Here is a 26,694-nt window from a genome sequence, read left to right as displayed (position 1 = left end):
AGGCGTCAAACGAGGTTATCTCGGGGAGCATACAAAAGTATGTGACCCGAGTGACCGAGAGCAGACAACAAAGCCACGGCGTGAAGTATGACGAACATTTAGATGACGCGAGAAAATTGGTGTAATCTCATTTGACTTCGTAGGTACACATCAAAACACATACACACATTACGAATCAACAAACGCCCGCGTGGCGTGACTTTTATCCCTTTCTCACTGACTTCCACCAGCCCATCTTCTGCCATTGGTTTGAGCAGTTCTAGGTCTTCTTTGAAATAGGTTTTGAAGTCAATTGGGTAGAGCGCTTCAATTTGCGCAAAGTTCAATTGGAAGTTGCAGATCAATGTTTTGATCACATCGCGGCGCAGGCAGTCGTCGTCGGTTAACACCAAGCCACGCCATAGGGCATGCCCCTTTTCTTCCACTTGTGCGTAGTAAGTTTTTAAATCTTTCTGATTTTGAGCGTAGTTATCGCCGAGCATACTTATTGCCGATACCCCTAACCCTAATAAATCGCAATCCCCTTGGGTGGTATAACCTTGGAAATTACGATGTAAAATCCCTTCTCGCTGTGCCACTGCCAGTTCATCTTCCGGGCGAGCAAAGTGATCCATCCCGATAAATTGATAACCGCCGTATGTCAGCGTTGCGATAGTATCTTGCAAAATATCCAGTTTTTGCTCTGCTGTTGGCAGGTCTTCATCTTTGATTTTACGCTGCGCCGCAAACAGATTCGGTAAGTGGGCATAGTTGAAAACACTTAAACGATCAGGCGCAAGCTCCGCCACTTTTTTCAATGTAAACGCGAAGCTTTCAGGAGTCTGTTTTGGTAAACCGTAAATCAGGTCGATACTGGTTGAAGTGAAGCCAGTCTCTTTGGCGCGTTTAATGAGCGCAAAAATAAACTCTTCATCTTGCTCGCGGTTGACCAGAACTTGCACTTCTTTATTAAAGTCTTGAACGCCCATGCTTAGGCGATTAAAGCCTTCACTGCGCAGATGGTCAATCATGTCGAGCTCGATTTCGCGGGGATCGACTTCAATGGACATCTCCGCATCCGGCGCAAAATGAAAATGTTTTTTCAGCAAGCCAACTAAATGACTCACTTGCGCCTTGTCTAGATACGTTGGTGTACCGCCGCCCCAATGCATTTGGGTGACAGTGCGGTTTTTGAGTAATGCAGCACGCTGGATAATTTCTTTTTCAATGACTTGTAGATACTCATCCGCTTTATGCTTTTGGCGAGTGACAAGTTTATTACAGCCGCAGAAATAGCACAGTTTGTGGCAAAACGGGATATGCACATACAGAGACAAAGGACGGTCAGGATAACGCTGGGTTGCCTCAATAAAAGCCTGTTCGTTGTAGTCTTGATTAAACTCTAAGGCTGTTGGATAAGAGGTATAACGCGGGCCTGAATAGTTATATTTCTGGATGAGAGAGAGATCCCAAACAATATTTTGCTCTGACATTGATATTCCTTAATTGACCACAAGCTCGAAAGCATCACTGTTAATTATATCTCTTTAGATTATTTTTTAGCGATTTATGTAAAGAGTCTATACCGCAAAGATTATAGCGATGTTAGAAAATACAGATCCGATGCAACATCAAAGAAAAGGAAGATAGGCGAGAAATTAAGCAGAATTCCTCCCGCTTAGCACGGGAGGAATGAATAGAGAGGAAATTATTTACTTTTTAAGATGCGCATAATGTCATCAAATTTCTCTTCTTCCTCTTCATCACCGTCTTCGTCTGCATATTCGATACCGAGGAGATTCATCAGTTCATCGATGCGATCTAAGCAGGTATCAACATATTGTTGCTCTTGCGCAGTGATGGTTTCGCCATCTTCCAGACGTGCCAGAATCGCATCTAAGCGATCGTTGCTTTCCAACATTTCCAGCTCTTTTTCTGGGGTCAGTTTTTCTTTAGCAACAGGCTGCTCTTTGACCACAGGGCGTGCAGTCGGTTTGTTATCTTCGACAATCAGCGCAACTGGTTTTTTACTGCCAATGCGTGGGTCAGCCTGAACATTCTGTCCATTTTTTTGACCATTCGAAGAGCCGTCTTGGTTACGACTACCAGACTTATGCCCGCGATGTTTTTTCTCGCGTTTACGCTCACGGCCTTCTGCGTTGAGCTCTTCTTTTGTCTTACGGTATTTTTTCTTCGGTTTCGCGGTCGGTTTTTTCGGTGAATTCATGGTTTGCTACCTTGATAAAATCAGTTTCTGCGGCGGAATCTAGCAGGATCCCTTAAGCAGCGAAAGCACTACTTTGCAATTTAGGTGAATTTTATCTCACTTTGCATTCGCAACAGTACTTTAATGATTATACCTTAAATAATTTGAGTTGCATGCAAGCAACAAAAAGGGAAACTGGTTGAAGGGTCTTGAACTAAAAATAGAGAGTCACCTTGAGAAATATTCTAACTAATTCAAGTTGCTATATTTTCCAATGCTCTAAATAGTTTGTGCTGTAGCAAGGCGGCAAGAGTTGCTAATCCCTAGGAGCATACATAAGTATGTGACTAGGGTTAGCAACCGAAGCCAACACCGCTACAGTGCAAAATATGACGAGCATTCGAGCATATTAGGCGTCGATCCAGATCATCTTTAACAAGAACATCGCTGCGACAAGGATCACACACAGACCCAGATCACGCCAGCGCCCTGTACCAATCTTCATCGCACAGTACGCAATAAACCCTAGCGCAATACCTTCTGTAATCGAGAAGCTAAATGGCATCATGACCGCAGTAATAAACGCGGGAACGGATTCCGTTAAGTCATCCCATTTCACGCGCGTTAAGCTTGAAGTCATCAGAACGCCAACATAAATCAGCGCGCCTGCGGTTGCATAAGCAGGAACCATGCCTGCCAGCGGAGAGATAAACATCGTCAACAGGAATAACACACCGACGACAATCGCGGTTAAACCTGTACGACCGCCCACCGATACCCCTGAAGAACTTTCGATATACGCCGTTACGGACGAAGTCCCCATTGCGGAACCGGCTACCGAGCTTAAGCTATCCACATACAGTGCTTGTTTCATGCGAGGAAAAGTCCCGCGCTCATTGGTAATGCCGGCTTTGTCGGTTACCCCAATCATGGTGCCCGAGGAGTCAAACAAGTTTACCAACATAAAGGCAAAGATAACCCCAGAAAGTGCCAGATCCAGCGAGCCTGCAAAATCCACTTGGCCAACAACACTGGTAATGCTTGGTGGCATTGAGAAAATGCCCGTATATTTCACATCACCCAGCGCTAAGCCAATCAGCGTCGTCACGACGATAGACACCAATACTGCCGCATGAATATTACGCGCCGCTAAAATGGCAATAATGAAAAAGCCTAATGCCCCTAACCACACATTATGGTGAGTTAAGTTACCAATCGAGACTAAGGTATCTGGATTTGCGACGATAATACCGGAGTTTTTCAGTCCCATCATGGCGATAAACAGACCGATACCGCTGGTGATCCCCACACGTAAACTCAGAGGAATATTGGCGATGATCCAGTAACGAATACGGAATAACGTCAGAATAAATAAGCCCACTGCGCCCCAGAATACCGCACCCATAGCGACTTGCCATGAATAACCCATCGCCCCAACGACCACAAAGGCAAAGAAAGCGTTTAGCCCCATCGCAGGTGCAACGGCGATAGGTAAGTTAGCCAGTAAGCCCATTAAAATACTGCCGATGGCTGCGATTAAACAGGTAGTTACGAATACCGCTTTGATATCCATGCCAGCGACGGACAAAATTTGTGGGTTAACGAAAACGATATATACCATCGTCAGGAAGGTGGTGAACCCTGCAACAAGCTCTGTTCTTGCGGTGGTACCGTGTTCTTGTAATTTAAACACACGCTGAAACAGACCCTGCGATTGCGAGGAGCCAGATGATTGATTAGTCATTAAAATGCGCCTTGTCGAAATGTCATGCCCTAGATTGCCAATAGATGCGTGGTGGGCACGAAAAAAAGTTTTTTTCGGCTCATGGTACAACTAAACGATCCAAAAGAAAACGATTGCGTCATTTTAAATAAGTCACATATTCTAACTGACTGATACTGTAAATGAATATCGAGAGAGACATGGCGGTTGTCATACCGCCATTGCGGAATTTCGCCGCCTTTATGCAATTAAGAAAGCGCAATCAGCTTTTGACGGCGCCAAAACAGCCAACCACGTTTTGCTGAACGGCTGCGCACTGCACTTTTATCACTGAGTCTTTTCGCCACTTGATTGGCAATAATTTCTACTGACAGGCACATCACAAAGTAGATAAATGCCACAAACAGGAACACTTCCAGCGGATAAATCATTTCACGGTTATTCACCTGTGTGGCTAAGAATGACAGCTCCGCCACTCCTACAATATACGCCAGAGAGGTATCTTTAATTAACGCAACCCATTGGTTAATAAAGGAAGGCACCATCATGCGTAAGGCTTGAGGTAACACCACATTCCATAACACTTGCCAGCGGTTAAACCCTAAAGATAATCCCGCATTCCATTGCCCTTGACCGATAGCTAAAATTCCCGCTTTCACGCCATGTGCTAAATAGGCTGAAGTGATCAACGCCAGTGCACATACTACCGCCGCAACGCCTGGAATTTCGGTTCCGAAGACAATCGGCAATAAAAAGTAAGTCCAAAAAATCAACATAATGACGGGAATGGCACGGAAAAACCCTAAAACAGCGGCAAAAAGGTTCATCCAGAAACCACGTAGCATCGCCAGCGCAATACCGCCCAATGTGCCGAGGACAATAGATGTGGCGCCAGCCAATATGCTCATAATTAGTGTTAAAGCGGCTCCTTCCAATGGTCCATCAGGGTAAGCCCCAAATAGCAAATATTGCCAGTTATCCGTAATGACTGAAAAATCCATCTTATACCCCCTGAGCCAACTGACGCTGTTGTCGCCACTGACCCCAGCCTTCCATTACGGCGATGATTGCGATGTACAGTACTGTCGCCAAACCAAATGCAGCAAATGTTTGTAATGATTGACTATCCACTTGGCGTGATACATAAGAGAGCTCCGCTACCCCGATCGCCATGGTTAATGATGAGTTTTTGACGACGTTCATGTATTGCCCTAACAGTGGCGGTAACGCGATTTTTACGGCTTGCGGTAAAATCACTAAACGCATGGACTGCCATGAAGTCAGTCCTAAAGCGAGAGCCGCTTGTTTCTGCCCTTGGCGCACTCCTCGGATACCTGAGCGCACTTCTTCCGCAATGAAAGGTACGGTGTATAGCGTCAAACCAACAAATCCCGCCAAAAACTCAAAGGATGGCCAGCTTAATGTTATCCCTAAAAATTCAATTTCATGAGGCGTATTCAGCCATTCCATCGCTGATTCAGGGAGGATCTCTCCCGAGGCGAAGTACCAGAAAAACAGTTGCACCAGTAGTGGCGTATTACGGAAAATCGAAATATAAACGGTCACAAACCAGCGTAGTGGTGCAATTTGACTGTCTCTTGCTGAAGCAGCAATAAAACCTAATAGCGTGGCAGCGATGATTGTACAAACCGAGATCCAGACTGTGAGCAAAAAGCCATAGCCAAACCACTCAAGGTATTGTGGTGCTAGTAGATGCGCAGACCAGAAGTCACCGCTGAAAAATTTGTCGAACATATTTCGCCTCGCTATAACTGACAACCCCTGCAACATGGCAGGGGCGTTTACTCTCACTAAACTTCATCACTAACTTAAGATTTAGGCTGTTCGCTCAATGGGGCAAATTTGAATTCACCACGTGGTTGTGCCGCCTTGGTGTCTGGACCAAACCAACGGTTGTAAATCTCGTTCGCTTTGCCTTCTTTCTCCAGTTTCAGCAAGGTGGCGTTTACGTTCTCAATTAAACGTGTTTCCCCTTTGCTCGCGCCTAACGCTTGGTACTCTTTAGTTAAGCTAAACGGTGAAATTTCAAAGTCTGCTTTCACTTTTTCTGGCAAATTACCTAGCAAGCCCACCAGCTTCGCATCATCTTGGGTAATCGCTTGAACGTTGCCATTACGCAGCGCAGCAAAGGCTTGGGGAGTGTCATCATAAGAAATCACTTTGGTATTTGGGAAACGTTCACGTAGAGTCACTTCCTGCACGGTGCCTTTATCTGCACCAATACGCAGTGGGGCGATATCTTCAGGGGTTTTCAGTACGCCTTTACGAGCGATAAATTTTTGCCCTGTTGCAAAGTCAGGAATGGAGAAATCCACCTGTTTTGCACGTTCGTCTGTAATTGTGAAGTTGGCACCAATCAGATCAACTTTGCCGGATGTTAGCAGTGGAATGCGGTTAGCCGGGTTGGTTGGACGCAGCTCTAATTTCACGCCAAGATCATCCGCAATCGCTTGAGCGATATCGATATCATAGCCGGCGAGTTTTTTGGTTTTAGGATCAATAAATCCGAATGGGGGATTACTGTCAAAAACAGAAATGCGGATCACTCCCGCTTGTTTAATATCATCTAATTTATCTGCGCTAGCGACATTCGCTGTCAGCGCCAGACCTGCAACTAAAAGTGCGGAAGTAAGAAAACGTGCTTTCATTGAATGCCCCTAACGGTAAATTTGCGTAAATTGACCATCACAAGCTATCAACTATTTCTTAGCACTTGAAATAATATTAAATAATATATTTATATCAATTTGGAATATGAATGAGCATAAAAAAAGGGGCGAAAATCCATCGGAGCGACCCCTAAAATGTTGCAGATTAAGACTCTTATCGAGCAAGAAGAAAATGAAGAAGATGAACACTGAGGTGCGGACACCCCAGTGGTTTAACAGTTACTCTTTGTTGCTGTCTTTCGAGCTAGTCAGCATTTTTTCAAGGCTGTCTCCACCCACATGGCGGAAATCTTGCCCTTTAACATAGTAGAAAATAAATTCACAAATGTTCTGGCAACGGTCACCGATACGCTCAATGGAGCGAGCACAGAACAGCGCAGTTAAGACGCTTGGAATGGTACGCGGATCTTCCATCATGTACGTCATTAACTGACGAACAATCCCTTCGTACTCTTGGTCTACCTTTTCATCTTCACGATAAATACGAATAGCTTCTTCCAAGTCCATGCGCGCAAAAGCATCCAGCACGTCATGCAGCATTTGCACGGTATGGCGACCTAATGACTCCAAGCTCACCAATAATGGCTGGTGCTGCTGAGAGAATTTTTCCAGTGCGGTTTGGCAGATTTTATCCGCAACGTCACCGATTCTTTCCAGTTCAGCGATGGTTTTTGAGATTGCCATAATCAAACGCAAGTCGCTCGCTGTTGGCTGGCGCTTGGCGATGATTTTGACGCACTCTTCATCGATTGCCACTTCCATCATGTTAACTTTGTGGTCATTGGCAATCACTTCTCGCGCTAGGGCTTCATCCTGATTATGCATCGCAGTGATAGCCTTGGTGAGCTGCTCTTCAACTAGCCCTCCCATGGTCATCAACTCAGTATGGATATGTTCCAGTTCAGCGTTGAACTGCCCTGATATATGTTTGTTGTGGTTCAGCGTATCCATCGTCGGCTCCATATCAACCGTAGCGGCCAGTAATATAATCTTCAGTTTGTTTCATTTCAGGGGTGGTGAACATCTTGTCAGTGTTGTTAAATTCCACTAACTCACCCAAGTACATAAATGCCGTGTAATCCGAACAGCGTGCTGCTTGTTGCATGTTGTGGGTCACTATCACCACCGTGTATTCTGACTTCAATTCCGTGATCAGCTCTTCAATACGCCCCGTTGAGATTGGGTCCAGAGCAGAACATGGCTCATCGAGTAACAGAACTTCTGGGCGAATAGCGATACCACGCGCAATACACAGACGCTGTTGCTGACCACCAGAGAGGCTGTAGCCGCTTTGGTGAAGTTTATCTTTGGTTTCATTCCACAGTGCCGCTTTTGTCAGTGCCCACTGCACACGCTCGTCCATTTCGACGCGGGACAGCTTTTCAAACAGACGCACACCGAACGCGATATTGTCGTAGATAGACATTGGGAATGGCGTTGGTTTTTGGAACACCATACCGACTTTCGCACGTAATAACGCGATGTCTTGTTTGTCAGTCAGGATGTTTTGACCATCCAGTAAAATTTCGCCTTCAGCACGTTGCTCGCCATACAGTTCGTACATTTTGTTGAAGGTACGCAGCAGCGTGGATTTACCACAACCTGATGGGCCGATAAACGCGGTCACTTTGTTCTTTTCAATGTCTAAAGAGATATTCTTCAGCGCGTGAAACTTTCCATAGTAGAAGTTAAGGTCACGAACTTTAATTTTACTGTTTGCAATATCGTTTGCATTAATCATGGCTACTTCTCTCTATCAATTCTTTTATTCGTCTGGGATTAGTGTTTTTTCTGTGCAAACACAACACGGGCAATGATATTGATTAACAGAACACATAGGGTGATAAGGAGAACCCCTGCCCATGCTAATTCCTGCCATTCAGAGAACGGACTCATTGCAAATTTGAAGATAGTCACTGGTAAGTTAGCAATTGGCTCATTCATGTCGGTACTCCAGAATTGGTTCGACAGTGACGTGAACAGCAACGGTGCGGTTTCCCCCGCAATACGCGCAATAGCCAGCAAAATACCGGTAATAATCCCAGATACAGATGCTTTTAATGTAATGGATAAAATCATTTTCCATTTTGGTGTGCCCAGTGCGTAAGCCGCTTCACGCAGGCTATCAGGCACGAGCTTCAACATATTCTCAGTGGTACGGATAACAATTGGGATTTGCAGTAATGCAAGTGCAATCACCCCTGCCCAACCCGAGAAATGCTGCATTTGAGCCACCACAATGGTGTAAACAAACAGACCAACCACAATTGAAGGCGCAGATAACAGAATGTCGTTAATAAAACGCGTCACCGAAGCTAACCACGACTTGCGACCATATTCCGCTAAGTAGATGCCCGCTAAAATCCCTAATGGTGTTCCGATAACGGTCGCCCATAAGATTAGCAATCCACTTCCCACAATGGCGTTCGCCAAACCACCGCCTTCTGTATTTGGCGGCGGTGTCATTTCAGTAAACAGATTGAGGGACATGCCATCAATCCCTTTGGTTACCGTGGAGAATAAAATCCACACTAACCAGAACAGACCAAATGCCATCGTCAGCATGGAGACTAATAATGCCATTCTGTTGACTTGACGGCGCCATGCTTGGCGGCGTGCACGTTCTTTTTGATTCACTACAACAGGTTCAGAAATCGACATATTAGCGTCCCTCATTCTTAGCAAGGCGCATTACCATCAGCTTGGAAATCGCCAGAACGATGAAGGTAATCACAAACAGAATTAAACCAAGTTCCATCAGTGCCGCTGTGTGTAAACCACTTTCCGCTTCAGCAAATTCGTTCGCCAGCGCAGAGGTAATACTGTTACCCGGCATAAACAGTGAAGGGCTATCGAGCTGGTAAGTGTTACCAATGACGAATGTCACCGCCATGGTTTCTCCCAGAGCACGACCTAACCCCAGCATCACCCCGCCAATCACCCCATTACGGGTATAAGGCAGAACGATGTTCCAAATCACTTCCCATGTAGTACAGCCAATTCCATAGGCTGACTCTTTCATCATCACAGGAGTTTGTTCAAATACATCGCGCATTACCGAGGCGATGTAAGGAATGATCATAATGGCGAGGATAATACCCGCAGCAAGAATACCGATACCAAACGCAGGACCGGTGAACAGTTCGCCAACAATTGGAATGCTCGACATGACATTACCAACGGGTTCTTGGAAGTATTCTGCAAATAACGGAGCGAAGACAAACAGTCCCCACATACCATAAACAATACTTGGGATTGCAGCGAGAAGCTCAATCGCAATACCTAATGGGCGTTTTAACCAGTTAGGCGCGAGCTCTGTTAAGAATAATGCGATACCAAAACTCACGGGTACGGCGATAATCAGAGCGATTAATGATGTGACGATAGTGCCGTAAATAGGCACTAATGCACCAAATTGTTCTGCTGGCGCATCCCACTCTTTATTCCACAAAAACGAAAACCCGAATTTCTGCATACTTGGCCAAGATGCGAAAATCAGGGAAATAATAATGCCACCAAGCATGAGGAGAGTGATTAGCGCTGCTATTTTGACTAATGCACTAAAAATCACGTCGCCCGATTTACTAGGGGCTTTGAATGCCGTTATTTTTTCGGCCATGCGCTTTGTTCTCATTCCATGCCTACTTTTCAGTAGGACTTACGTTACTACGGTGAATAAGCGGGAGCTATTCCTCAGCACCCGCTTACCCTTTTCCAACCCGAGGGGCACTTAGAACAGTGCTTTACCTTGGCTATCTTTTACTTCTGTTTTCCATGCTGCACGTACTGCGGTCACAACTTCTTGAGGTAACACAGCGTAATCTAATGCTTCTGCTTGTTTACCACCTTTGTCGTAAGCCCAGTTGAAGAAATCAAGAACCGCTTTACCTTTCTCAGCATCCGCTTGTTGCTTGTGAACTAAGATGAATGTGGTTGAGGTAATTGGCCATGCGTTAGCGCCTTCACGGTTAGTCAGGTCTTGTGCAAATGATTTAGACCAGTCCACTTTTTTCGCTGCTGCGCTGAAGCTTTCACCTGTTGGTGAAACTGGCTGACCATCTGCAGAAACCAGCTTAGTATACGCAAGATTATTCTGTTTTGCGTAAGCATATTCTACATAACCGATAGAGCCTGGCAGACGTTGAACAAAGGCTGCAACACCGTCGTTACCTTTACCGCCTACGCTGTTTTTCGGCCAGTTAACCGTTGAACCTGCACCGACTTCATCTTTCCAATTTGAGCTAACTTTTGCTAAGTAGCTTGTGAAGACGAATGTGGTACCAGAACCATCAGAGCGGCGAACCACTGCGATGTTTTGGTCAGGTAATTTTACGTTTGGATTCAGTTTTGCGATGGCTGGGTCATTCCATTTAGCAATTTTGCCTAAGTAGATGTCGCCCAGCGTTTTACCATCAAGAACCAGCTGATTAGATTGGATGCCTTTAACGTTTACTGCTAAAACCACGCCACCAATCACGGTTGGGAATTGGAATAAGCCGTCTTCTTTGAGTTTTTCATCAGTCAATGGCGCATCAGACGCACCGAAATCAACTGTTTTTGCATTAATTTGTTTTACACCACCAGAAGAACCGATCCCCTGATAGTTAATTTTATTACCTGTTTCTTTCTGATAAGTATCTGCCCACTTCGCATAAACAGGAGCAGGGAATGTCGCGCCAGCTCCGGTCAGGCTGGTAGCAGCCAAAGAAGACATTGCCGTCAGAGATAAGGTTGCTGCCATTACGCTTGCTAGTGTGGTACGCATCATTTTCATAATCCCTCCGGGGATGTAAGAAATAATCAAGTATTAAATTATTGGGTGTATGTCACGGTAGGGAAAATAGGACAATTGAGTTACGGCAATATGTCATCTTTATGACAGTTTTATGACATTTGCGGATTTTATCGACATGATTAAGTGTAGCAGAATGGGATAAAAATGATTATTTTCTTATTTTTCAATCAACTAAATAAGATTGATGAATATGACAGCTTAGCGTTTGGAATATGACATATTGTCATAAATGAAAAAATTTCTTTCTCTTTCTATCTTTCTACACAACATATCTCTAAGTATTTCAGCTTGTAGGTAGGCGACAAGAGAAGATATCTCAGGGAGCATACATAAGTATGTGACCTGAGTAGCTGAGCGTAGTCAACACCCCTACAAGTTGAAATACGACGAGATACGGCAAGTGAAGTTATCCCTGGGAGCATACACAAGTATGTGACTAGGGTTAACGAGCGCAGCCAACAACGCTACAACGCGAAATACGACGAGATATTTAGTCTTCGCGTTCTTTGAGAGGGAGCAAGGCTCGAATAGCAAACCCACCGCGCTCACTTTTATGGATCTCAATATTCCCTTCATGAGCATCAATAATTCTGCGAATTATCGCGAGCCCCAGCCCTGTACCGGTATTGCTGCGCGCTTTTTCCCCTTGAACAAAGGGTTGGAAGAGTCGATGAATATCTTCGTCTTTAATACCTGCACCATCATCTTCGACTTGGAACCAAACATAATCTTCATTTTTGCCGCTACTGACTTTTATCCAACCATTACCGTAGCGGTATGCGTTGACAATCATGTTAGTGATTGCACGCTTGATAGCCAGATGGTTACCGTTAAACATCACGGCGCCCGGCACCAGATTCGTTTCGATATCGCCCACCACATTCGCTTCTGCGGCAACGGCTTCATTCAGAATGACATTAAGGTCGCAGAACTCCATATCCATCTCTTGCCCTGTTTTCAGGTAAGACATGAATTGACCGATGATTGCGTCACACTCTTCAATATCTTTATTGATAGATTCAGCAAGATAACCATCTTCAGGCCCCATCATTTCCGTTGCGAGACGAATGCGGGTTAGTGGCGTTCTAAGGTCATGACTGACCCCTGCCATTAATACTGTACGATCATTTTCGAGGGATTTTATCCCTGCCGCCATATGGTTGAACGAGCGAATAGCCGCACGCACCTCAGTGGCACCTTTCTCTTGCATCGGCGGCATAACATGCCCCTTTCCGACCTCACCCGCGTGATATTCCAGCTCCAATAATGGCTTATTTTGATAGCGAATATAGAGCCAAACCCCTGCAAAGATAGTGAGGAAGACCGTGAGTGTATAGCGGAAAACTTGAGAAAACTGATTTTGACCGATTTCGGTGAGTGGAACGCGCACCCAAATATCCGGTGCTAGGTAGGATGTTAACCACAATATCGGATACTCACGCCCAAGTTCCAGATGCACGCTGGCCTTGCCACCTAAGTATTCCGACATGTTTTCACTTAGAAAATCATACTCTTTTGCCCAGTTTAATCCCTCTTCCATCGCCGCTGAATGGGCGTAAAAGGTAATCCCGAGCTCATTGTAGATTTTTTTACGTAATGCGGGTGAAACTCGCACTGAGGTTCCATCTTGTAGAACCATTTTCTCTGTCATTAATGTTCGCACTTCATAAGCAAGCACTTTATTGAACTGCTGTAAGCTTGGCATCACAACAAAATTCAATACAACCATGTAGCTGGTCACAAGGCTTGCGAACAGGAGCGCAACGAACAAAAATAACGAGCGAGAAAATGTACTACGTCGTGAGAACCTCAGTCGCTTCATGCTTTACTTCCATCTGGAACAAATACGTATCCTAAGCCCCAAACGGTTTGAATGTAACGTGGGTGCGCAGGATCTTCTTCAATCATACGGCGTAAACGTGAAATTTGAACGTCGATAGAACGTTCCATCGCACTGTATTCACGACCTCGAGCCAAACTCATCAGTTTGTCACGAGATAATGGTTCGCGTGGATAAGAAACTAATACTTTCAACACCGCAAACTCACCACTGGTTAATGGCATATTTTCTTCGCCTTGGAACATTTCACGGGTTCCGAGGTTCAGTTTGAATTTACCAAAAGTGATGACGGCATCATCTTGCGATGGCGCACCCGGTAACTCGTTCGCTTGGCGACGCAGCACCGCACGAATACGCGCTAACAGTTCACGAGGGTTAAACGGTTTAGGGATATAGTCATCTGCACCAATTTCTAAGCCCACAATACGATCAACTTCTTCGCCTTTCGCGGTAACCATAATGATTGGAATTGGGTTGTTTTGACTACGTAAACGACGGCAAATGGATAAGCCATCTTCCCCAGGAAGCATTAAGTCCAATACGATTAAATGAATAGATTCCCGCGTTAGGATCCTGTCCATCTGTTCAGCATTCGCTGCACTTCTTACCTGAAAACCCTGCTCGGTGAGGTAACGTTCAAGCAGAGCACGTAAACGCATATCATCATCGACGACGAGAACTTTATAACTTTCCTGCATTTATAGCCCCCAAAGTGTGGAATTTTAGAATTATTCTGCTGATGAAAGTAACAAAAATAATATTCATGCCATTAATTTACCATTAACACTAACTTTAATGAATCATTTTACTCTTTAACTGATTAATGGTTTATAGCTAATCTCTAGCACAAAATACGTGACTTTTCCGCCCGGCGTGGTAACGACCACTTCATCATCAACCTGCTTGCCAATTAATGCGCGAGCGACTGGTGAATCGATAGAAATCCACTGCTTAGCAGGATCAAATTCATCAGCCCCCACTAACCGGAAAATTCTGATATTTTCATTATCATCTTCAAGCTTAACCCATGCGCCAAAAAACACACGCCCCTCTTGTCGAGGATCGGGTTCAACAATTCTAAGCTGATCCAATCTTTTGGATAAAAAACGAATACGGCGGTCTATTTCCCGCAGCCGTTTTTTACCGTAGATATATTCTGCGTTTTCGGAACGGTCCCCCTGAGCTGCGGCTTCAGAGACGGATTGTGTTACTCGAGGGCGCTCTTCTTTCCAAAGATATTTAAGTTCTTTGTCTAAAGCGTCCCATCCTTCACGGGTAATTAAAAGGCTCTTATTCATTTCATTAAAGGTATATAAATCGGATAATTATAATATTTTATAAAATATAATCTGCGACTTGCCTACCACTAGGCAAAAATTCTGTCTGGCAATTCTGTCTACCAGCAAGTATAACTGTGCAGTCTATTTTCACTGTTCTTTGAGTAGGTATTTAAACACGACATGAATGAAACTCTAAGCCAAATTATTGCGGCCGAACTACAAGCCCAACCAAAACAGGTGTTTTCAGCCATTACATTATTGGATGAAGGCAATACCGTCCCATTTATCGCCCGCTACCGTAAAGAGGTTACGGGGGGATTGGATGACACTCAGCTACGCCAGCTAGAGAGCCGTTTAGGGTATTTGAGAGAGTTAAACGACCGTAAGCAAACCATTTTAAAATCCATTGATGAACAAGGTAAGCTTACTCCAGAACTCGCTTCTGCCATCAACACAACGCTGAATAAAACCGAACTCGAAGACCTTTACCTTCCTTACAAACCAAAGCGCCGTACTCGTGGACAAATTGCTATCGAAGCGGGCTTAGAACCCTTAGCGGATACGTTGTGGAACGATCCGAGCCAATCACCGGATACACTTGCACAAAGCTATGTTGACGCAGATAAAGGCATCACGGATACCAAAGCCGCTTTAGATGGTGCTCGCTACATTCTAATGGAGCGTTTCGCCGAAGATGCTTCCTTATTAGCAAAAGTTCGCGACTATATTTGGAAAAATGCGCACATTGTTTCTGTTGTTGCTGATGGCAAACAGACTGAAGGCGTGAAATTTAGTGACTATTTTGATCACCATGAACCGGTTGCTCACGTTCCTTCACACCGCGCTTTGGCCATGTTCCGTGGTCGCAATGAAGGTGTTTTGCAGTTATCCCTCAACTGTGATCCTCAGTTTGAAGAGCCGCCAAAAGAGAGCTATTGCGAAGAAATTATTACGCGTCATTTAGATGTGCGTTTGAATAATGCCCCCGCAGACCAATGGCGTAAAGCTGTCATCAGCTGGACGTGGCGAGTCAAAGTGTTACTGCACCTAGAAACTGAAATCATGAGCGCCCTGCGCGAGAAAGCGGAAGAAGAAGCAATTAACGTATTCGCTCGTAATCTCAGTGATTTATTGATGGCAGCGCCTGCGGGTATGCGTGCCACGATGGGGCTCGATCCGGGCTTACGTACCGGTGTAAAAGTAGCGGTCGTTGATGCGACGGGTAAAGTAATGGCGACAGATACCATTTACCCGCACACAGGCCAAGCTGCCAAAGCGGCTGCTATTGTGGCAGCCTTATGTCAAAAATATCACGTCGAGCTGGTCGCGATTGGTAACGGAACTGCCTCACGAGAAACCGAACGCTTCTTTGCTGAAGTACAAAAACAGTTCCCTGACGTCACGGCACAAAAAGTGATTGTCAGTGAAGCAGGCGCCTCTGTTTATTCTGCTTCTGAGCTGGCAGCATTAGAGTTTCCTGATTTAGACGTTTCTTTGCGTGGCGCGGTTTCTATCGCTCGCCGCTTACAAGACCCGCTAGCTGAGCTGGTGAAAATCGACCCGAAATCTATCGGGGTCGGCCAGTACCAACATGATGTTAGCCAAACTCAGCTAGCCCGTAAGTTAGATGCGGTCGTTGAAGACTGCGTAAACTCCGTCGGCGTCGATTTGAATACCGCCTCTGTTGCGCTACTCACCTGTGTTGCAGGGTTGAGCAAAATGATCGCGCAAAACGTTGTTGATTGGCGCGATGCTAACGGTCAATTCAATGATAGAAAACAGTTACTTAAAGTTGCTCGTTTAGGGCCAAAAGCCTTTGAACAGTGTGCTGGTTTCTTGCGTATCACCAATGGGGATAACCCACTGGACGCCTCAACGGTTCACCCAGAAGCCTACCCAATTGTTGAAAAAATTCTTGAAGCTGTGCGCCAGCCGCTGAAAGAGATTATGGGCAATTCACAGGTATTAAATGGCTTAAGTCCACGTGAATTTACCACCGAACAGTTTGGGGTTCCTACCGTTACTGACATCATTAAAGAGCTGGAAAAACCGGGTCGTGACCCACGCCCTGAGTTTAAAACGGCGACCTTTGCTGACGGTGTCGAAACAATGAATGACTTAACACTGGGAATGATCTTAGAAGGTGCAGTGACTAACGTCACTAACTTCGGGGCATTTGTGGATATTGGTGTTCATCAAGATGGTCTGGTGCATATTTCTTCCCTTTCAAACAGCTACGTTGAAGATCCTCACAAAGTCGTCAAAACCGGTGACATTGTGAAAGTCAAAGTGCTGGATGTGGATATTGCCCGTAAGCGTATTGCGCTCACTATGCGCTTAGATGAGCAAGCGGGTGAAGGTAGCAGCGCACCTCGCAGTGCGGCTCCAGCGCAAGATAGAAATACCCGCAAAGCCCCTGCTTCGCGAGGGAATGCACGAGGAAATTCATCATCTAACTCTGCGGCGTCTAGCAACAGTGCGATGAGTGATGCACTGGCTGCCGCTTTTGGTAAAAAACGCTAAGCCATGATGCCCTTGCCATTTCATCGGTAAGGGCATTTATTAAAATGCATTTAATCATCTCTCAGTATTTAATTTAAACATATTCCATTTTTCTTATAAAAATAAATTAAATAACTAATTCAATTTATTATCTGCACTTTGTCTTATTTAATTATATTAATTAACAATACTAACATCTGCATTTTAGTTTTAAAAAACTCCACCAACTAAATCCCTTTTTGATCCACATCATTTAATATTGCCCGAAAAAGAGGCTAAATATAACCATGGTAGATGATTATGATTCTCATTGTTAATTAGATTTAATTTTATCTTCCACTCTATTTCTTTTAAAGATAACCACTTTTATAATAATAATTATCAATATTATTCTTAATAACACTCTCTGTAATTTAACATCGTAATTTTCATGTTAAATCAACAGAATAAACCGTAATTGGAAGGTACTATGTCCATACTTCCTCAATGCAGTTATAAAATACTTGGCTTTTCACCAGAGATAAGTCCAGCCTATCGCCAAAAACTGCTTTCCCTTGGTCTGCTCCCAGGCTCAGTGTTCAAAGTTGTGCGCGTAGCGCCGTTTGGTGATCCTGTGCAAATTGAAACTCATCGCGTCAGCTTAGTATTACGCAAAAAAGATTTAGCACTCATTAATTTAGATGAAGCGCAAACGAACTAATTATTTTTGGATTAATTCCAATAAAGATTTTCATTTTCACGACTGGCATACACACTATGAAACCATTAACTATCGGCCTTATTGGCAACCCTAACGCTGGTAAAACAACCTTGTTTAACCAGTTAACCGGGTCACGTCAGCGCGTCGGTAACTGGGCAGGAGTGACCGTCGAACGTAAAGTCGGACGCTTCCACACCCCTGAACACAAGATTGAACTTGTTGATTTACCAGGTACTTATTCCCTTACGACTATTTCAGAGCAAACCTCCCTCGATGAGCAAATCGCCTGCTACTTTATTTTAAGTGGCGAAGCCGACATGTTGATCAACGTGGTGGATGCCTCAAACCTCGAGCGCAATTTATATCTGACATTACAACTTGTTGAGCTAGGTGTTCCCTGCATCGTCGCACTGAACATGTTGGATATAGCCAAAAGCCAACATATCGATATCGATGTAAAACAGCTCGAAAAGCAGCTAGGTTGCCCTGTAATTCCAATGGTCTCTACCCGTGCAACAGGCCTTGAACAGCTCAAACAAGCGATTGATAGCCATCCTAAAAATAGCCAACAAGCCTTAGTGCAATATCCACCACAACTGTTACAAACCGTGGATATGCTTTCAGAGCAAATTTCTGCTCAGCAATTTAGTCAGCAGCAGCGCCGTTGGTTAGCTCTCCAAATTTTAGAAGGCGATATTTATAGCCGCCAGCGGGCTGATATCTCCGAACAAGTATTTGCTGAAACTCGCCTTAAACTCAAAGAGACCTTGCAAGAAGAGCCTGAGTTACTCATTGCAGATGCTCGCTATCAATCCATTGCCTCAATTTGTAACGCCGCGATTAATAACAGTGCCGCTGAGCCGAATAAACTCACTCAAGCGCTGGATAAATTTATCTTGAACCGCTGGCTTGGTGTGCCAATTTTCTTGTTCGTGATGTACCTGATGTTCGTCCTTGCGATCAATATCGGTGGCGCTTTACAGCCGTTCTTTGAAGGGGCGTCTGAGGCCATCTTTATTCATGGTATTCAATGGATTGGCGCAACCGCAAACTTCCCTGATTGGTTGACCGTTTTCCTTGCTCAAGGTGTTGGCGGTGGTATCAATACGGTTCTGCCACTAGTACCACAAATCGGTATGATGTACCTGTTTTTATCTATTTTGGAAGACTCCGGCTACATGGCTCGAGCGGCTTTCGTGATGGATAGACTGATGCAATCTCTTGGTTTACCGGGTAAATCCTTTGTTCCTTTGATTGTTGGCTTCGGTTGTAACGTGCCTTCCATCATGGGTGCACGCACCTTAGATGCACCTCGTGAACGCTTAATCACCGTACTGATGGCGCCGTTTATGTCCTGCGGCGCTCGCTTAGCTATTTTCGCAGTATTTGCAGCGGCGTTCTTTGGTAAAAATGGCGCAAGCGTCGTGTTTTCCCTCTACATTCTCGGTATTGTCGTGGCAATCCTAACAGGCCTGCTACTGAAACATACCTTGATGCGCGGTGAAGCATCCCCGTTTGTGATGGAACTGCCGGTCTACCATGTACCTCATACAAAAACATTGCTCATCCAAACTTGGCAACGTTTAAAAGGCTTCGTGATCCGTGCGGGTAAAGTCATTGTGGTGGCGAGCATTTTCATTGGCGCGCTAAACAGCTTTTCGTTATCCGGCAAGCCTGTGGACAACATCAATGATTCTGCGCTGGCTTCCGTCAGTAAAGTGATCACTCCAGTATTACAGCCTATTGGTGTGCACAATGATAACTGGCAAGCAACTGTCGGTTTGATCACCGGTGCAATGGCTAAAGAAGTGGTTGTTGGAACCTTAAATACCCTGTACACCGCCGAGGCGATCACCAGCGAACCTTTCGATGCCGAATCTTTTGACCTGCTCGATGAGTTAGGCGCAGCAGTCACGGATACATGGGATAGCTTAAAAGAGACATTTTCCATCAGCGCATTATCTAACCCAATCGAAGCGAGTATGGGTGATGCTGAGATGGCAACAGGTTCCATGGGTACCATGGCGGCGAAATTTGGTTCCGATATTGCAGCGTATAGTTACTTAATCTTTGTGCTGCTGTATGTGCCTTGTGTGTCAGTAATGGGAGCAATCGCCCGTGAAACCAACAAAAGCTGGATGACATTCTCTATTTTGTGGGGATTAAACGTGGCTTATAGCCTCGCAGCGCTGTTCTATCAAACCGCCACATTTAGCGAACATCCACAAAGCAGCTTGGTCATAATTGGCGCTGTGCTGCTGTTTAATATTGTACTCATCACCGCTCTACGCCGCATGCGCAGCCGCGTGACGTTCAATATTAAATCCAAAACAGCGCAACAGTGTTCAGGTTGTTCTAACAACAGTTGCCACTAAGGAAAATACGATGGCCAGCTTGCTACAAGTCCGAGATTTAATTGCATTATATGGGCAAGCTGACATTGCGCTTCTGAGTTCTCAACTAAACGCCCCTGCTGCACTGGTGAATGCCATGGCTGAAAAGCTGGTCAGTATGGGGAAAATTGAAAAAGTCGATGTGAGCGCGTGCCTTACGGGTACCAGTTGTAAAGGATGCCCCGAGAGTCACGATTGCTCACATTTGGTCTATAAGATTAAATAGTTGTTTCCATTTCAGCGAATTAGCTTCAAATGCACTGATTTAGTTCAATGATTTCGCAAACTGAATCAATGTTTCACAAAACTCATCGGGATGAGAAATAAACGGTGCATGAGCACTATTGCGCATCACAACGGATAATGAATTGGGATACAACTCGTCTAATTTCCCTGCGATTTTACGTGGAACCAAGCCATCTAAATAACCATAAATGCGTAAGAAAGGAACCTGTAAATGGGTGAGTTCCTCACGTAAATCTTCAATACGTAAAGATTCCAGCCCCATATTCAAGGCTTCAACCGATGGCATTGGCAACGCCAATACCACAGATTTCAATGTACGCGCATCCTCACGGGCGCTTTCTGTTCCCAATGTTTGCAGTGCCAGAAAACGCTCGACAGTACGCTGGAAATTTTCAGCCAGCATCTGCTCAAAATTAAGTAAGACTTCAGGTTTGATACCTTGCCACTCATCATGAGCGCCAAAGCAAGGGGAAGATGCCACGGTGATTAAGGCTTTTACCTCATTTGGGTGATCGAGCGCGATACGACTTGCCACTAACCCGCCGAGTGACCATCCCAGCCAAATCGCATTTTTAGGCGCTTGTTCCCAGATAACATCAGCCATGGATTGAATACTCATTGGCGTAAAATCATGGCTACGCCCATAACCGGGTAAATCAACTAAATGGATGCGAAATTGCGAAGCCACTCGAGGAATAATTGTCTGCCAGACTTCGGCATTCAATCCCCATCCGTGCAGTAACACAATATCTTGTTTTCCTTCACCCACTGTCTGCCAATATAGCGTCGCCATGATTACACTCTCTTCACTGTTATTTTCATTCTGATTTTTCAATCTAGGACTCGCCTATGCTAGCAATGGAAGGGGTCTGTTGGCTATGCCGGCAGTTATTAAAAATTCCCCAGCAAGGGATATGCAGCTTTTGTATCAAAAAGTTACCGTCAATGCCGAAGGTTTGTCCACAATGCGCTCTTCCGTGTGAATATCACCAATTTCCTTGCGGACGCTGCCTTGTTCAGCCACCGCCTTGGCAGAGGCTAATTACCGTAACGCCGTATCAAGCGCCATTACGCCAGCTTATCCATCAATATAAATTTCGTTATCAACCCCAGTTAGCTATCCCCCTGACACGGATATTTTTACTTTATTGGCTGAATGGATATCGCCAACAGCAATGGAAAAAACCCGACTTATTGATAACCATACCTCCCCATCCTCGACGATGTTGGCGCCGAGGATTTGATCACATGGCATTAATTGGTGGTAATTTAACCACATGGTTAAATATTGCCTATTCGCAAAATTCATTATTGCGCTCTCGTGATACACTGGCGCAAGTTTCATTAACTCGTAAGCAGCGCCGCAATAACCTAAAAGAGGCATTTACCCTTGAAACTTCGGTTTCAGGTCTACACATAGCTATTATTGATGATGTGATTACAACTGGCTCAACCATGCATGCAGCCGCTCAATTGTTGATTTGTGCGGGAGCGCATACTGTTGACGCGTGGTCACTCTGTCGCACCTTGTAGGATGGGTGTAAATGGGCGTATTATAACCAACTAAAGCAGTCAACTATTATTGAGCAAGAGATTATGATTAATATTACAGAAGCAGCACAGACTCACTTCTCCAAGTTATTGGAAAGCCAAGAGTCAGGAACCCAAATTCGAGTATTTGTCATTAACCCAGGCACACCAACCGCGGAGTGTGGTGTTTCTTATTGCCCTCCTGGTGCCGTAGAAGCCACCGATAAAGAGCTGAAGTTTGAAAAACTCTCTGCTTACGTTGATGAAATTAGCGCACCATTCTTAGAAGATGCTGAGATTGATTTCGTCACTGACCAATTAGGCTCTCAGTTAACCTTAAAAGCACCGAACGCGAAAATGCGTAAAGTGTCTGAAGATGCGCCATTAATTGAGCGTGTTGAATACGTTTTACAATCACAAATTAACCCACAATTAGCGAGCCACGGTGGTCGTGTTTCATTAATGGAAATCACCGAAGATGGTTTTGCTATCCTGCAATTCGGCGGCGGCTGTAACGGTTGTTCCATGGTCGATGTGACGCTGAAAGAAGGTATCGAAAAAGAATTACTGAAAATGTTCGAAGGTGAATTAAAAGGCGTTAAAGACCTGACTGAGCACCAACGCGGCGAGCACTCTTTCTACTAATAGATTCTGCTCACACGCATTTTCTACTGAGTATCGGAGCATCCTCAGCACGTCTGTGGATGCTCTTTCATGACATATCCCCTAACTTTCCGGTATTTTATGGACCATTTTGAGACACTAACACCCGAACAAGCTTATCAGCACTGGTTAGATGGCACTGCTATCCTTGTCGATGTTCGCGATCCCCAAAGTTTTCGTGCTGGTCACGCGACAGGCGCTTATCACTTAACCAATGAGTCACTTCACCCGTTTGTCGAAAAAACAGATTACGAACAAACGATTATGGTGATGTGCTACCACGGTCACAGCAGCCAAGGCGCGGCGCAATACTTAATTAATATTGGTTTTGAATCTGTATATAGCATTAATGGCGGATTTGAGGCATGGTCACGAGAATACCCACAAGCCATTACGGCGCTCTAAACGAGACTGCGTATTTATGATCCACATTATCTCTTTTGAAAACCCACGGATGGCTCAAGCGTTTGTCGATTATATGGCAGGAAAAAATATCCAACTACAATTCCATCCATCCAACGACCAACAACATTATGAACTTTGGCTCGATGATGAGCAGCATGCGGAGCAAGTTCGCCAAGAGCTAGAAGCCTTTTTGCGCAACCCTAATGACCCTCGCTATCTCGAAGCCAGTTGGCAAACGGGTCGTACAGACGCCCAATTTCAATATCGTAACTATCTGACATTCAGTTATTTAAAACAGCAATCCGGCCCATTGACTATCGCCGTTATTTTGCTGTCTATCGCAGTCTATCTTTGGGTCACCCTGACAGATCCCCGTGTCGTTCTATACTATCTAGGTTGGCCTATTGGTGATCAGCAAAGCGAATTGTGGCGTTGGATAAGCCCAGCGTTCGTTCACTTTTCTATTTCGCACATCGGTTTCAACCTTGCGCTCTGGTGGTTTTTGGCCGGGCAAGTTGAGAAAAAAATGGGCACAGGAAAACTGTTCACCATTTTATTAGTCTCCGCATTATTCAGTAACTGGGGTCAATCCCTATTCAGTGAGAACAACTTTGGCGGTTTATCCGGTGTCGTTTATGCACTGGTTAGCTATGTTTGGATCACTGGCGAACGTCGCCCAGAAATCGGTATCGGCATCCCTCGCGGGCTCATGGTATTCTCGATTATCTGGTTATTCTTCGGTTACTTTGACCTGCTCGGTATGGACATTGCTAATGCCGCACATACTTCAGGGTTAATTATCGGATTATTGATGGGAATATGGGATAATAGGCTCAGTTTTAAACACCAAGGTTCCAAATAGAACATTTTATAATTAGAGGCTAATGCTGTGAAACAAACCCAGAGACATGATGCAATTGTTGAACTTGTGCGTCTTCAGGGATATGTCAGTACTGAAGAACTTGTCGAGCAGTTTGAGGTTAGCCCTCAGACCATTCGCCGAGACCTCAATGATCTTGCTGAACAAAATAAAATCCTACGACACCATGGTGGAGCAGCCTTGCCTTCGAGTTCCGTCAATACCGCCTACAATGACCGCAAAACCATGTGGTCTGAGGAAAAAGCGCGTATTGCTCAACGTGTGGCAAGCCAAATTCCTGACGGCGCAACCCTATTTATTGATATTGGTACAACTCCAGAGGCTGTCGCCCACGCATTGGTTAATCATAAAAACCTGCGCGTCGTGACCAACAACCTGAACGTTGCAACATTACTCATGGCAAAAGAGGATTTTCGTTTGATCCTCGCAGGCGGTGAAGTTCGCTCGCGTGATGGTGGGATTGTCGGTGAAGCCACCCTCGACTTTATCTCTCAGTTTAGGCTGGATTATGGCATTCTGGGGATCAGTGGAATTGATATGGACGGCTCATTGCTTGAATTTGATTACCATGAAGTTCGCACCAAGCGCGCGATTATTGAAAACTCTCGCCATGTCATGTTGGTTACCGACCACTCCAAATTTGGCCGAAATGCGATGGTGAATTTAGGTAATATGAATTTAATCAATACCTTATTTACCACCCAAGCACCTCCAGCCAGTATCCTAAAGGTTATCGAACAGCATAACGTTCAATTAGAGCTCTGCTAGCCCCCCAGCTTTAACTTCTCAATGATGGTAGCTTGTCTACCATCAATTCTTATTTTTTCCTTTCTTTTCATTCTGTTGTCATCCTTTTGTCATATTGCCAATTTATTAAACAGATTAAATTTATACACAAAATGTTATTAGCATCACGCGCTTGTTATTTTTATGGATTACAGGTTGGCAGACGTACAAAATTTGATTACAATCAAATGAGCGAAAACGAACATTATAGAAAATGGTTCGAACATCTCAGGGGGATGCATGGAAACGAAAGACTTGATTGTAATTGGCGGCGGAATCAACGGCGCTGGTATTGCGGCTGATGCTGCTGGGCGTGGATTATCTGTACTGCTGCTTGAATCTCAAGACTTAGCGAGTGCAACTTCATCTGCAAGTTCGAAACTGATCCACGGTGGTTTACGCTACCTCGAACATTATGAATTTAGACTGGTGAGTGAAGCACTTGCAGAGCGTGAAGTCCTATTACGACTGGCTCCGCACATCGCATTCCCAATGCGCTTCCGTCTACCTCATCAGCCTCACTTACGCCCAGCTTGGATGATCCGTATCGGCCTGTTCCTGTACGATCATTTAGGCAAACGCGTTAGTCTGCCAAGCAGCAAGAGCTTAAAGTTCAACCAAAATTCCGTCTTAAAACCTGAACTAACCAAAGGTTTCGAATACTCAGATTGCTGGGTTGATGATGCGCGTTTAGTGGTATTGAACGCTCAAGAAGTGGTTCGTAAAAACGGTGAAGTTCGCACTCGCACAAAAGTGACTCGCGCATACCGTGAAGATGGTCTTTGGGTGGTTGAAGCTCAAGACTTACGTACTGGCGAAACTCATACTTGGAAAGCTAAAGGTCTAGTTAACGCAACAGGACCTTGGGTTAAAGAGTTCTTCGATGACGGCTTAAAACTGAAATCCCCTTATGGTATTCGTCTGATCAAAGGCAGCCATATCGTGGTTCCACGCGCTCACGATGAACCACAAGCCTATATCCTGCAAAACGAAGATAACCGAATCGTCTTTGTGATCCCTTGGATGGATGAATTCTCAATTATCGGTACCACCGATGTTGAATACAAAGGGGATCCTAAAGATGTGAAAATTGACGAAAACGAAGTCAATTATCTGCTGAAAGTGTATAACGACCACTTCAAAAAACAGCTGACCAAACAAGATATTGTGTGGGATTACTCTGGTGTTCGCCCTCTGTGTGATGACGAGTCAGACTCTCCACAAGCTATCACTCGTGACTACACTTTAGATGTTCACGATGAAGATGGTAAAGCGCCATTGCTGTCAGTCTTCGGTGGTAAATTAACCACTTATCGTAAACTGGCTGAAGCGGCTGTAGGTAAATTAGCGGCATACTATCCACATGCTGGCGAGCCTTGGACTAAAAACGGCCAATTACCGGGTGGCGATATCGAAGGTTGTGACCGCGATGGTTATGCGCGCGTATTAACCCGGCATTACCCATGGCTCCCAGAAGGCTTAGCACTGCGTTACGCAAGAACTTACGGCAGCAACAGTAAGTTGATTTTAGCGGGCGCAAACTCACTGTCTGATTTAGGTGAAGCATTCGGCGCAAACGTCTATGAAGCCGAATTACGCTACTTAGTCGAAAATGAGTGGGTTGTAGAATTAGACGATGCAATTTGGCGTCGTACCAAATTGGGCATGTGGCTGAACGACGCTGAGAAACAGCGCATTGCACAATGGCTTGCAGAGCACACAAAAGTGGCTGTGACAGCATAATCTCGTAAGAGATACGCAGTAAGATAGAATCGTAAAAAAACTCGTTGTTGTACCAAAAGCGCCTATCTGTGCCCACAGACTGGCGCTTTTACCTTCAGACCCTCTTCAATTTATCTACCTTGCTTCTTCTTCACAATTCTGTTTATAATTCACACGCAATTTTGCCCTCTTCTAAAGTGAGCCTTTCCGACGATGAACTAAGTACTGCCAGAAAATATCCACAATGCCTTGTTTAAGGTCATTATTTTTCTGTTCTTGGCAGACACAGTTTTCATCGCTTCTTTTTCGAAATATGCTTTTTAAAAGAAAATGCGTCGAAAAATACTAGTGCGA

General features: G+C 44.9%; 25 protein-coding genes. 10 read left to right on the top strand and 15 right to left on the bottom strand.

The genetic code is table 11. The features are described from left to right. Positions 1–98: 98 nt before the first annotated feature. The 14 genes from hemN to greB all read right to left on the bottom strand — a co-directional run bounded on the left by hemN (position 99) and on the right by greB (position 14,531). Entirely contained in the window at positions 99–1,472 is a 1,374-nt protein-coding gene (hemN, locus tag QS795_RS01010) for an oxygen-independent coproporphyrinogen III oxidase (RefSeq protein WP_286271645.1), read from the bottom strand. 215 nt (positions 1,473–1,687) lie between these two features. Further along, positions 1,688–2,206, bottom strand: a complete 519-nt coding sequence (gene yihI, locus QS795_RS01005) for a Der GTPase-activating protein YihI (protein WP_286271643.1) — start codon at positions 2,204–2,206, stop codon at positions 1,688–1,690. Between the two features lie 388 nt (positions 2,207–2,594). Then, complete coding sequence (locus QS795_RS01000) at positions 2,595–3,929, bottom strand: NCS2 family permease (protein ID WP_286271641.1); 1,335 nt, start codon at positions 3,927–3,929, stop codon at positions 2,595–2,597. 227 nt (positions 3,930–4,156) lie between these two features. Then, a complete protein-coding gene (locus tag QS795_RS00995; protein ID WP_286271639.1) occupies positions 4,157–4,909 on the bottom strand; it encodes an amino acid ABC transporter permease in 753 nt (250 codons plus the stop codon). Position 4,910: 1 nt separating this feature from the next. Further along, on the bottom strand, positions 4,911–5,663 hold the full coding sequence (locus QS795_RS00990; protein WP_154638567.1) for an amino acid ABC transporter permease: 753 nt from the start codon (positions 5,661–5,663) through the stop codon (positions 4,911–4,913). A 74-nt stretch (positions 5,664–5,737) separates the two neighbouring features. Next, entirely contained in the window at positions 5,738–6,577 is an 840-nt protein-coding gene (locus tag QS795_RS00985; protein ID WP_036948477.1) for an ABC transporter substrate-binding protein, read from the bottom strand. Positions 6,578–6,817: 240 nt separating this feature from the next. Continuing rightward, on the bottom strand, positions 6,818–7,549 hold the full coding sequence (gene phoU / locus QS795_RS00980; RefSeq protein ID WP_006663093.1) for a phosphate signaling complex protein PhoU: 732 nt from the start codon (positions 7,547–7,549) through the stop codon (positions 6,818–6,820). A 13-nt stretch (positions 7,550–7,562) separates the two neighbouring features. Beyond that, the gene (gene pstB, locus QS795_RS00975; protein WP_154602252.1) at positions 7,563–8,339 is read right to left on the bottom strand and encodes a phosphate ABC transporter ATP-binding protein PstB; all 777 of its coding nucleotides are present in this window, start codon (positions 8,337–8,339) and stop codon (positions 7,563–7,565) included. Positions 8,340–8,377: 38 nt separating this feature from the next. Beyond that, positions 8,378–9,259 carry a phosphate ABC transporter permease PstA gene (gene pstA / locus QS795_RS00970; protein WP_154602251.1) on the bottom strand — a complete coding sequence of 294 codons (882 nt, stop codon included), beginning with the start codon at positions 9,257–9,259 and terminating at the stop codon, positions 8,378–8,380. A gap of 1 nt (position 9,260) precedes the next feature. Next, positions 9,261–10,217, bottom strand: coding sequence for a phosphate ABC transporter permease PstC (gene pstC, locus QS795_RS00965; protein ID WP_036948465.1), 957 nt, complete (start codon positions 10,215–10,217; stop codon positions 9,261–9,263). Positions 10,218–10,328: 111 nt separating this feature from the next. Further along, positions 10,329–11,372 (bottom strand): phosphate ABC transporter substrate-binding protein PstS, encoded by a 1,044-nt coding sequence (pstS, locus tag QS795_RS00960; protein ID WP_286271629.1) that lies wholly within the window; start codon positions 11,370–11,372, stop codon positions 10,329–10,331. A 511-nt stretch (positions 11,373–11,883) separates the two neighbouring features. Then, on the bottom strand, positions 11,884–13,215 hold the full coding sequence (gene envZ / locus QS795_RS00955; protein WP_286271628.1) for a two-component system sensor histidine kinase EnvZ: 1,332 nt from the start codon (positions 13,213–13,215) through the stop codon (positions 11,884–11,886). Then, entirely contained in the window at positions 13,212–13,931 is a 720-nt protein-coding gene (gene ompR / locus QS795_RS00950; protein WP_036948456.1) for an osmolarity response regulator transcription factor OmpR, read from the bottom strand. Before ompR ends, envZ begins: the two co-directional genes overlap by 4 nt. A 114-nt stretch (positions 13,932–14,045) precedes the next feature. Continuing rightward, the gene (gene greB / locus QS795_RS00945) at positions 14,046–14,531 is read right to left on the bottom strand and encodes a transcription elongation factor GreB (RefSeq protein WP_036948453.1); all 486 of its coding nucleotides are present in this window, start codon (positions 14,529–14,531) and stop codon (positions 14,046–14,048) included. Positions 14,532–14,693: 162 nt separating this feature from the next. On the opposite strand from greB, the gene QS795_RS00940 reads away from it, so the two are divergent. The 4 genes from QS795_RS00940 (at position 14,694) to QS795_RS00925 (ending at position 20,334) form a co-directional block, all read left to right on the top strand. Then, complete coding sequence (locus tag QS795_RS00940) at positions 14,694–17,036, top strand: Tex family protein (protein WP_286271622.1); 2,343 nt, start codon at positions 14,694–14,696, stop codon at positions 17,034–17,036. Between the two features lie 448 nt (positions 17,037–17,484). Further along, a complete protein-coding gene (gene feoA, locus QS795_RS00935; protein WP_154626375.1) occupies positions 17,485–17,715 on the top strand; it encodes a ferrous iron transporter A in 231 nt (76 codons plus the stop codon). A gap of 56 nt (positions 17,716–17,771) precedes the next feature. After that, positions 17,772–20,090 (top strand): Fe(2+) transporter permease subunit FeoB, encoded by a 2,319-nt coding sequence (feoB, locus tag QS795_RS00930; protein WP_286271615.1) that lies wholly within the window; start codon positions 17,772–17,774, stop codon positions 20,088–20,090. A 10-nt stretch (positions 20,091–20,100) separates the two neighbouring features. Beyond that, positions 20,101–20,334 (top strand): FeoC-like transcriptional regulator, encoded by a 234-nt coding sequence (locus tag QS795_RS00925; protein WP_286271613.1) that lies wholly within the window; start codon positions 20,101–20,103, stop codon positions 20,332–20,334. A 39-nt stretch (positions 20,335–20,373) separates the two neighbouring features. Here the strand turns inward: QS795_RS00925 and bioH are convergent, their stop codons facing one another. Next, positions 20,374–21,147: a pimeloyl-ACP methyl ester esterase BioH gene (bioH, locus tag QS795_RS00920; RefSeq protein ID WP_154602346.1), complete on the bottom strand. Its 774-nt coding sequence runs from the start codon at positions 21,145–21,147 to the stop codon at positions 20,374–20,376. A gap of 56 nt (positions 21,148–21,203) precedes the next feature. Here bioH and QS795_RS00915 point away from each other — a divergent pair, with 56 nt between their 5' ends. From QS795_RS00915 to glpD, 6 genes are all read left to right on the top strand, one after another. Then, positions 21,204–21,887, top strand: a complete 684-nt coding sequence (locus QS795_RS00915; protein WP_286271612.1) for a phosphoribosyltransferase family protein — start codon at positions 21,204–21,206, stop codon at positions 21,885–21,887. 63 nt (positions 21,888–21,950) lie between these two features. Beyond that, positions 21,951–22,529 (top strand): Fe-S biogenesis protein NfuA, encoded by a 579-nt coding sequence (nfuA, locus tag QS795_RS00910; RefSeq protein ID WP_036948432.1) that lies wholly within the window; start codon positions 21,951–21,953, stop codon positions 22,527–22,529. 99 nt (positions 22,530–22,628) lie between these two features. Further along, positions 22,629–22,952, top strand: a complete 324-nt coding sequence (glpE, locus tag QS795_RS00905; RefSeq protein WP_036948430.1) for a thiosulfate sulfurtransferase GlpE — start codon at positions 22,629–22,631, stop codon at positions 22,950–22,952. Between the two features lie 16 nt (positions 22,953–22,968). Beyond that, positions 22,969–23,814, top strand: a complete 846-nt coding sequence (gene glpG / locus QS795_RS00900; RefSeq protein WP_154602245.1) for a rhomboid family intramembrane serine protease GlpG — start codon at positions 22,969–22,971, stop codon at positions 23,812–23,814. Between the two features lie 27 nt (positions 23,815–23,841). Continuing rightward, on the top strand, positions 23,842–24,600 hold the full coding sequence (locus QS795_RS00895; protein ID WP_036948423.1) for a DeoR/GlpR family transcriptional regulator: 759 nt from the start codon (positions 23,842–23,844) through the stop codon (positions 24,598–24,600). Positions 24,601–24,858: 258 nt separating this feature from the next. Beyond that, positions 24,859–26,361, top strand: coding sequence for a glycerol-3-phosphate dehydrogenase (gene glpD / locus QS795_RS00890; RefSeq protein WP_286271607.1), 1,503 nt, complete (start codon positions 24,859–24,861; stop codon positions 26,359–26,361). The last annotated feature ends 333 nt before the right edge of the window (positions 26,362–26,694 follow it).

Source organism: Providencia zhijiangensis (assembly GCF_030315915.2).
Classification (GTDB): Bacteria; Pseudomonadota; Gammaproteobacteria; order Enterobacterales; family Enterobacteriaceae; genus Providencia; species Providencia zhijiangensis.
Note: the sequence above shows the minus strand (reverse complement) of the source record. Positions and strands in the feature narration are given on the sequence as shown.

Coding starts and splice junctions, on each gene's coding strand:
- feoB (WP_286271615.1), top strand. CDS start 17,772: ATGAAACCATTAACTATCGGCCTTATTGGCAACCCTAACGCTGGTAAA.
- greB (WP_036948453.1), bottom strand. CDS start 14,531: ATGAATAAGAGCCTTTTAATTACCCGTGAAGGATGGGACGCTTTAGAC.
- QS795_RS00990 (WP_154638567.1), bottom strand. CDS start 5,663: ATGTTCGACAAATTTTTCAGCGGTGACTTCTGGTCTGCGCATCTACTA.
- feoA (WP_154626375.1), top strand. CDS start 17,485: ATGTCCATACTTCCTCAATGCAGTTATAAAATACTTGGCTTTTCACCA.
- glpD (WP_286271607.1), top strand. CDS start 24,859: ATGGAAACGAAAGACTTGATTGTAATTGGCGGCGGAATCAACGGCGCT.
- glpE (WP_036948430.1), top strand. CDS start 22,629: ATGGACCATTTTGAGACACTAACACCCGAACAAGCTTATCAGCACTGG.
- pstB (WP_154602252.1), bottom strand. CDS start 8,339: ATGATTAATGCAAACGATATTGCAAACAGTAAAATTAAAGTTCGTGAC.
- QS795_RS00985 (WP_036948477.1), bottom strand. CDS start 6,577: ATGAAAGCACGTTTTCTTACTTCCGCACTTTTAGTTGCAGGTCTGGCG.
- envZ (WP_286271628.1), bottom strand. CDS start 13,215: ATGAAGCGACTGAGGTTCTCACGACGTAGTACATTTTCTCGCTCGTTA.
- pstS (WP_286271629.1), bottom strand. CDS start 11,372: ATGAAAATGATGCGTACCACACTAGCAAGCGTAATGGCAGCAACCTTA.
- yihI (WP_286271643.1), bottom strand. CDS start 2,206: ATGAATTCACCGAAAAAACCGACCGCGAAACCGAAGAAAAAATACCGT.
- QS795_RS00995 (WP_286271639.1), bottom strand. CDS start 4,909: ATGGATTTTTCAGTCATTACGGATAACTGGCAATATTTGCTATTTGGG.
- pstC (WP_036948465.1), bottom strand. CDS start 10,217: ATGGCCGAAAAAATAACGGCATTCAAAGCCCCTAGTAAATCGGGCGAC.
- ompR (WP_036948456.1), bottom strand. CDS start 13,931: ATGCAGGAAAGTTATAAAGTTCTCGTCGTCGATGATGATATGCGTTTA.
- QS795_RS00940 (WP_286271622.1), top strand. CDS start 14,694: ATGAATGAAACTCTAAGCCAAATTATTGCGGCCGAACTACAAGCCCAA.
- QS795_RS00925 (WP_286271613.1), top strand. CDS start 20,101: ATGGCCAGCTTGCTACAAGTCCGAGATTTAATTGCATTATATGGGCAA.
- phoU (WP_006663093.1), bottom strand. CDS start 7,549: ATGGATACGCTGAACCACAACAAACATATATCAGGGCAGTTCAACGCT.
- QS795_RS00915 (WP_286271612.1), top strand. CDS start 21,204: ATGCTAGCAATGGAAGGGGTCTGTTGGCTATGCCGGCAGTTATTAAAA.
- glpG (WP_154602245.1), top strand. CDS start 22,969: ATGATCCACATTATCTCTTTTGAAAACCCACGGATGGCTCAAGCGTTT.
- pstA (WP_154602251.1), bottom strand. CDS start 9,259: ATGTCGATTTCTGAACCTGTTGTAGTGAATCAAAAAGAACGTGCACGC.
- hemN (WP_286271645.1), bottom strand. CDS start 1,472: ATGTCAGAGCAAAATATTGTTTGGGATCTCTCTCTCATCCAGAAATAT.
- bioH (WP_154602346.1), bottom strand. CDS start 21,147: ATGGCGACGCTATATTGGCAGACAGTGGGTGAAGGAAAACAAGATATT.
- QS795_RS01000 (WP_286271641.1), bottom strand. CDS start 3,929: ATGACTAATCAATCATCTGGCTCCTCGCAATCGCAGGGTCTGTTTCAG.
- nfuA (WP_036948432.1), top strand. CDS start 21,951: ATGATTAATATTACAGAAGCAGCACAGACTCACTTCTCCAAGTTATTG.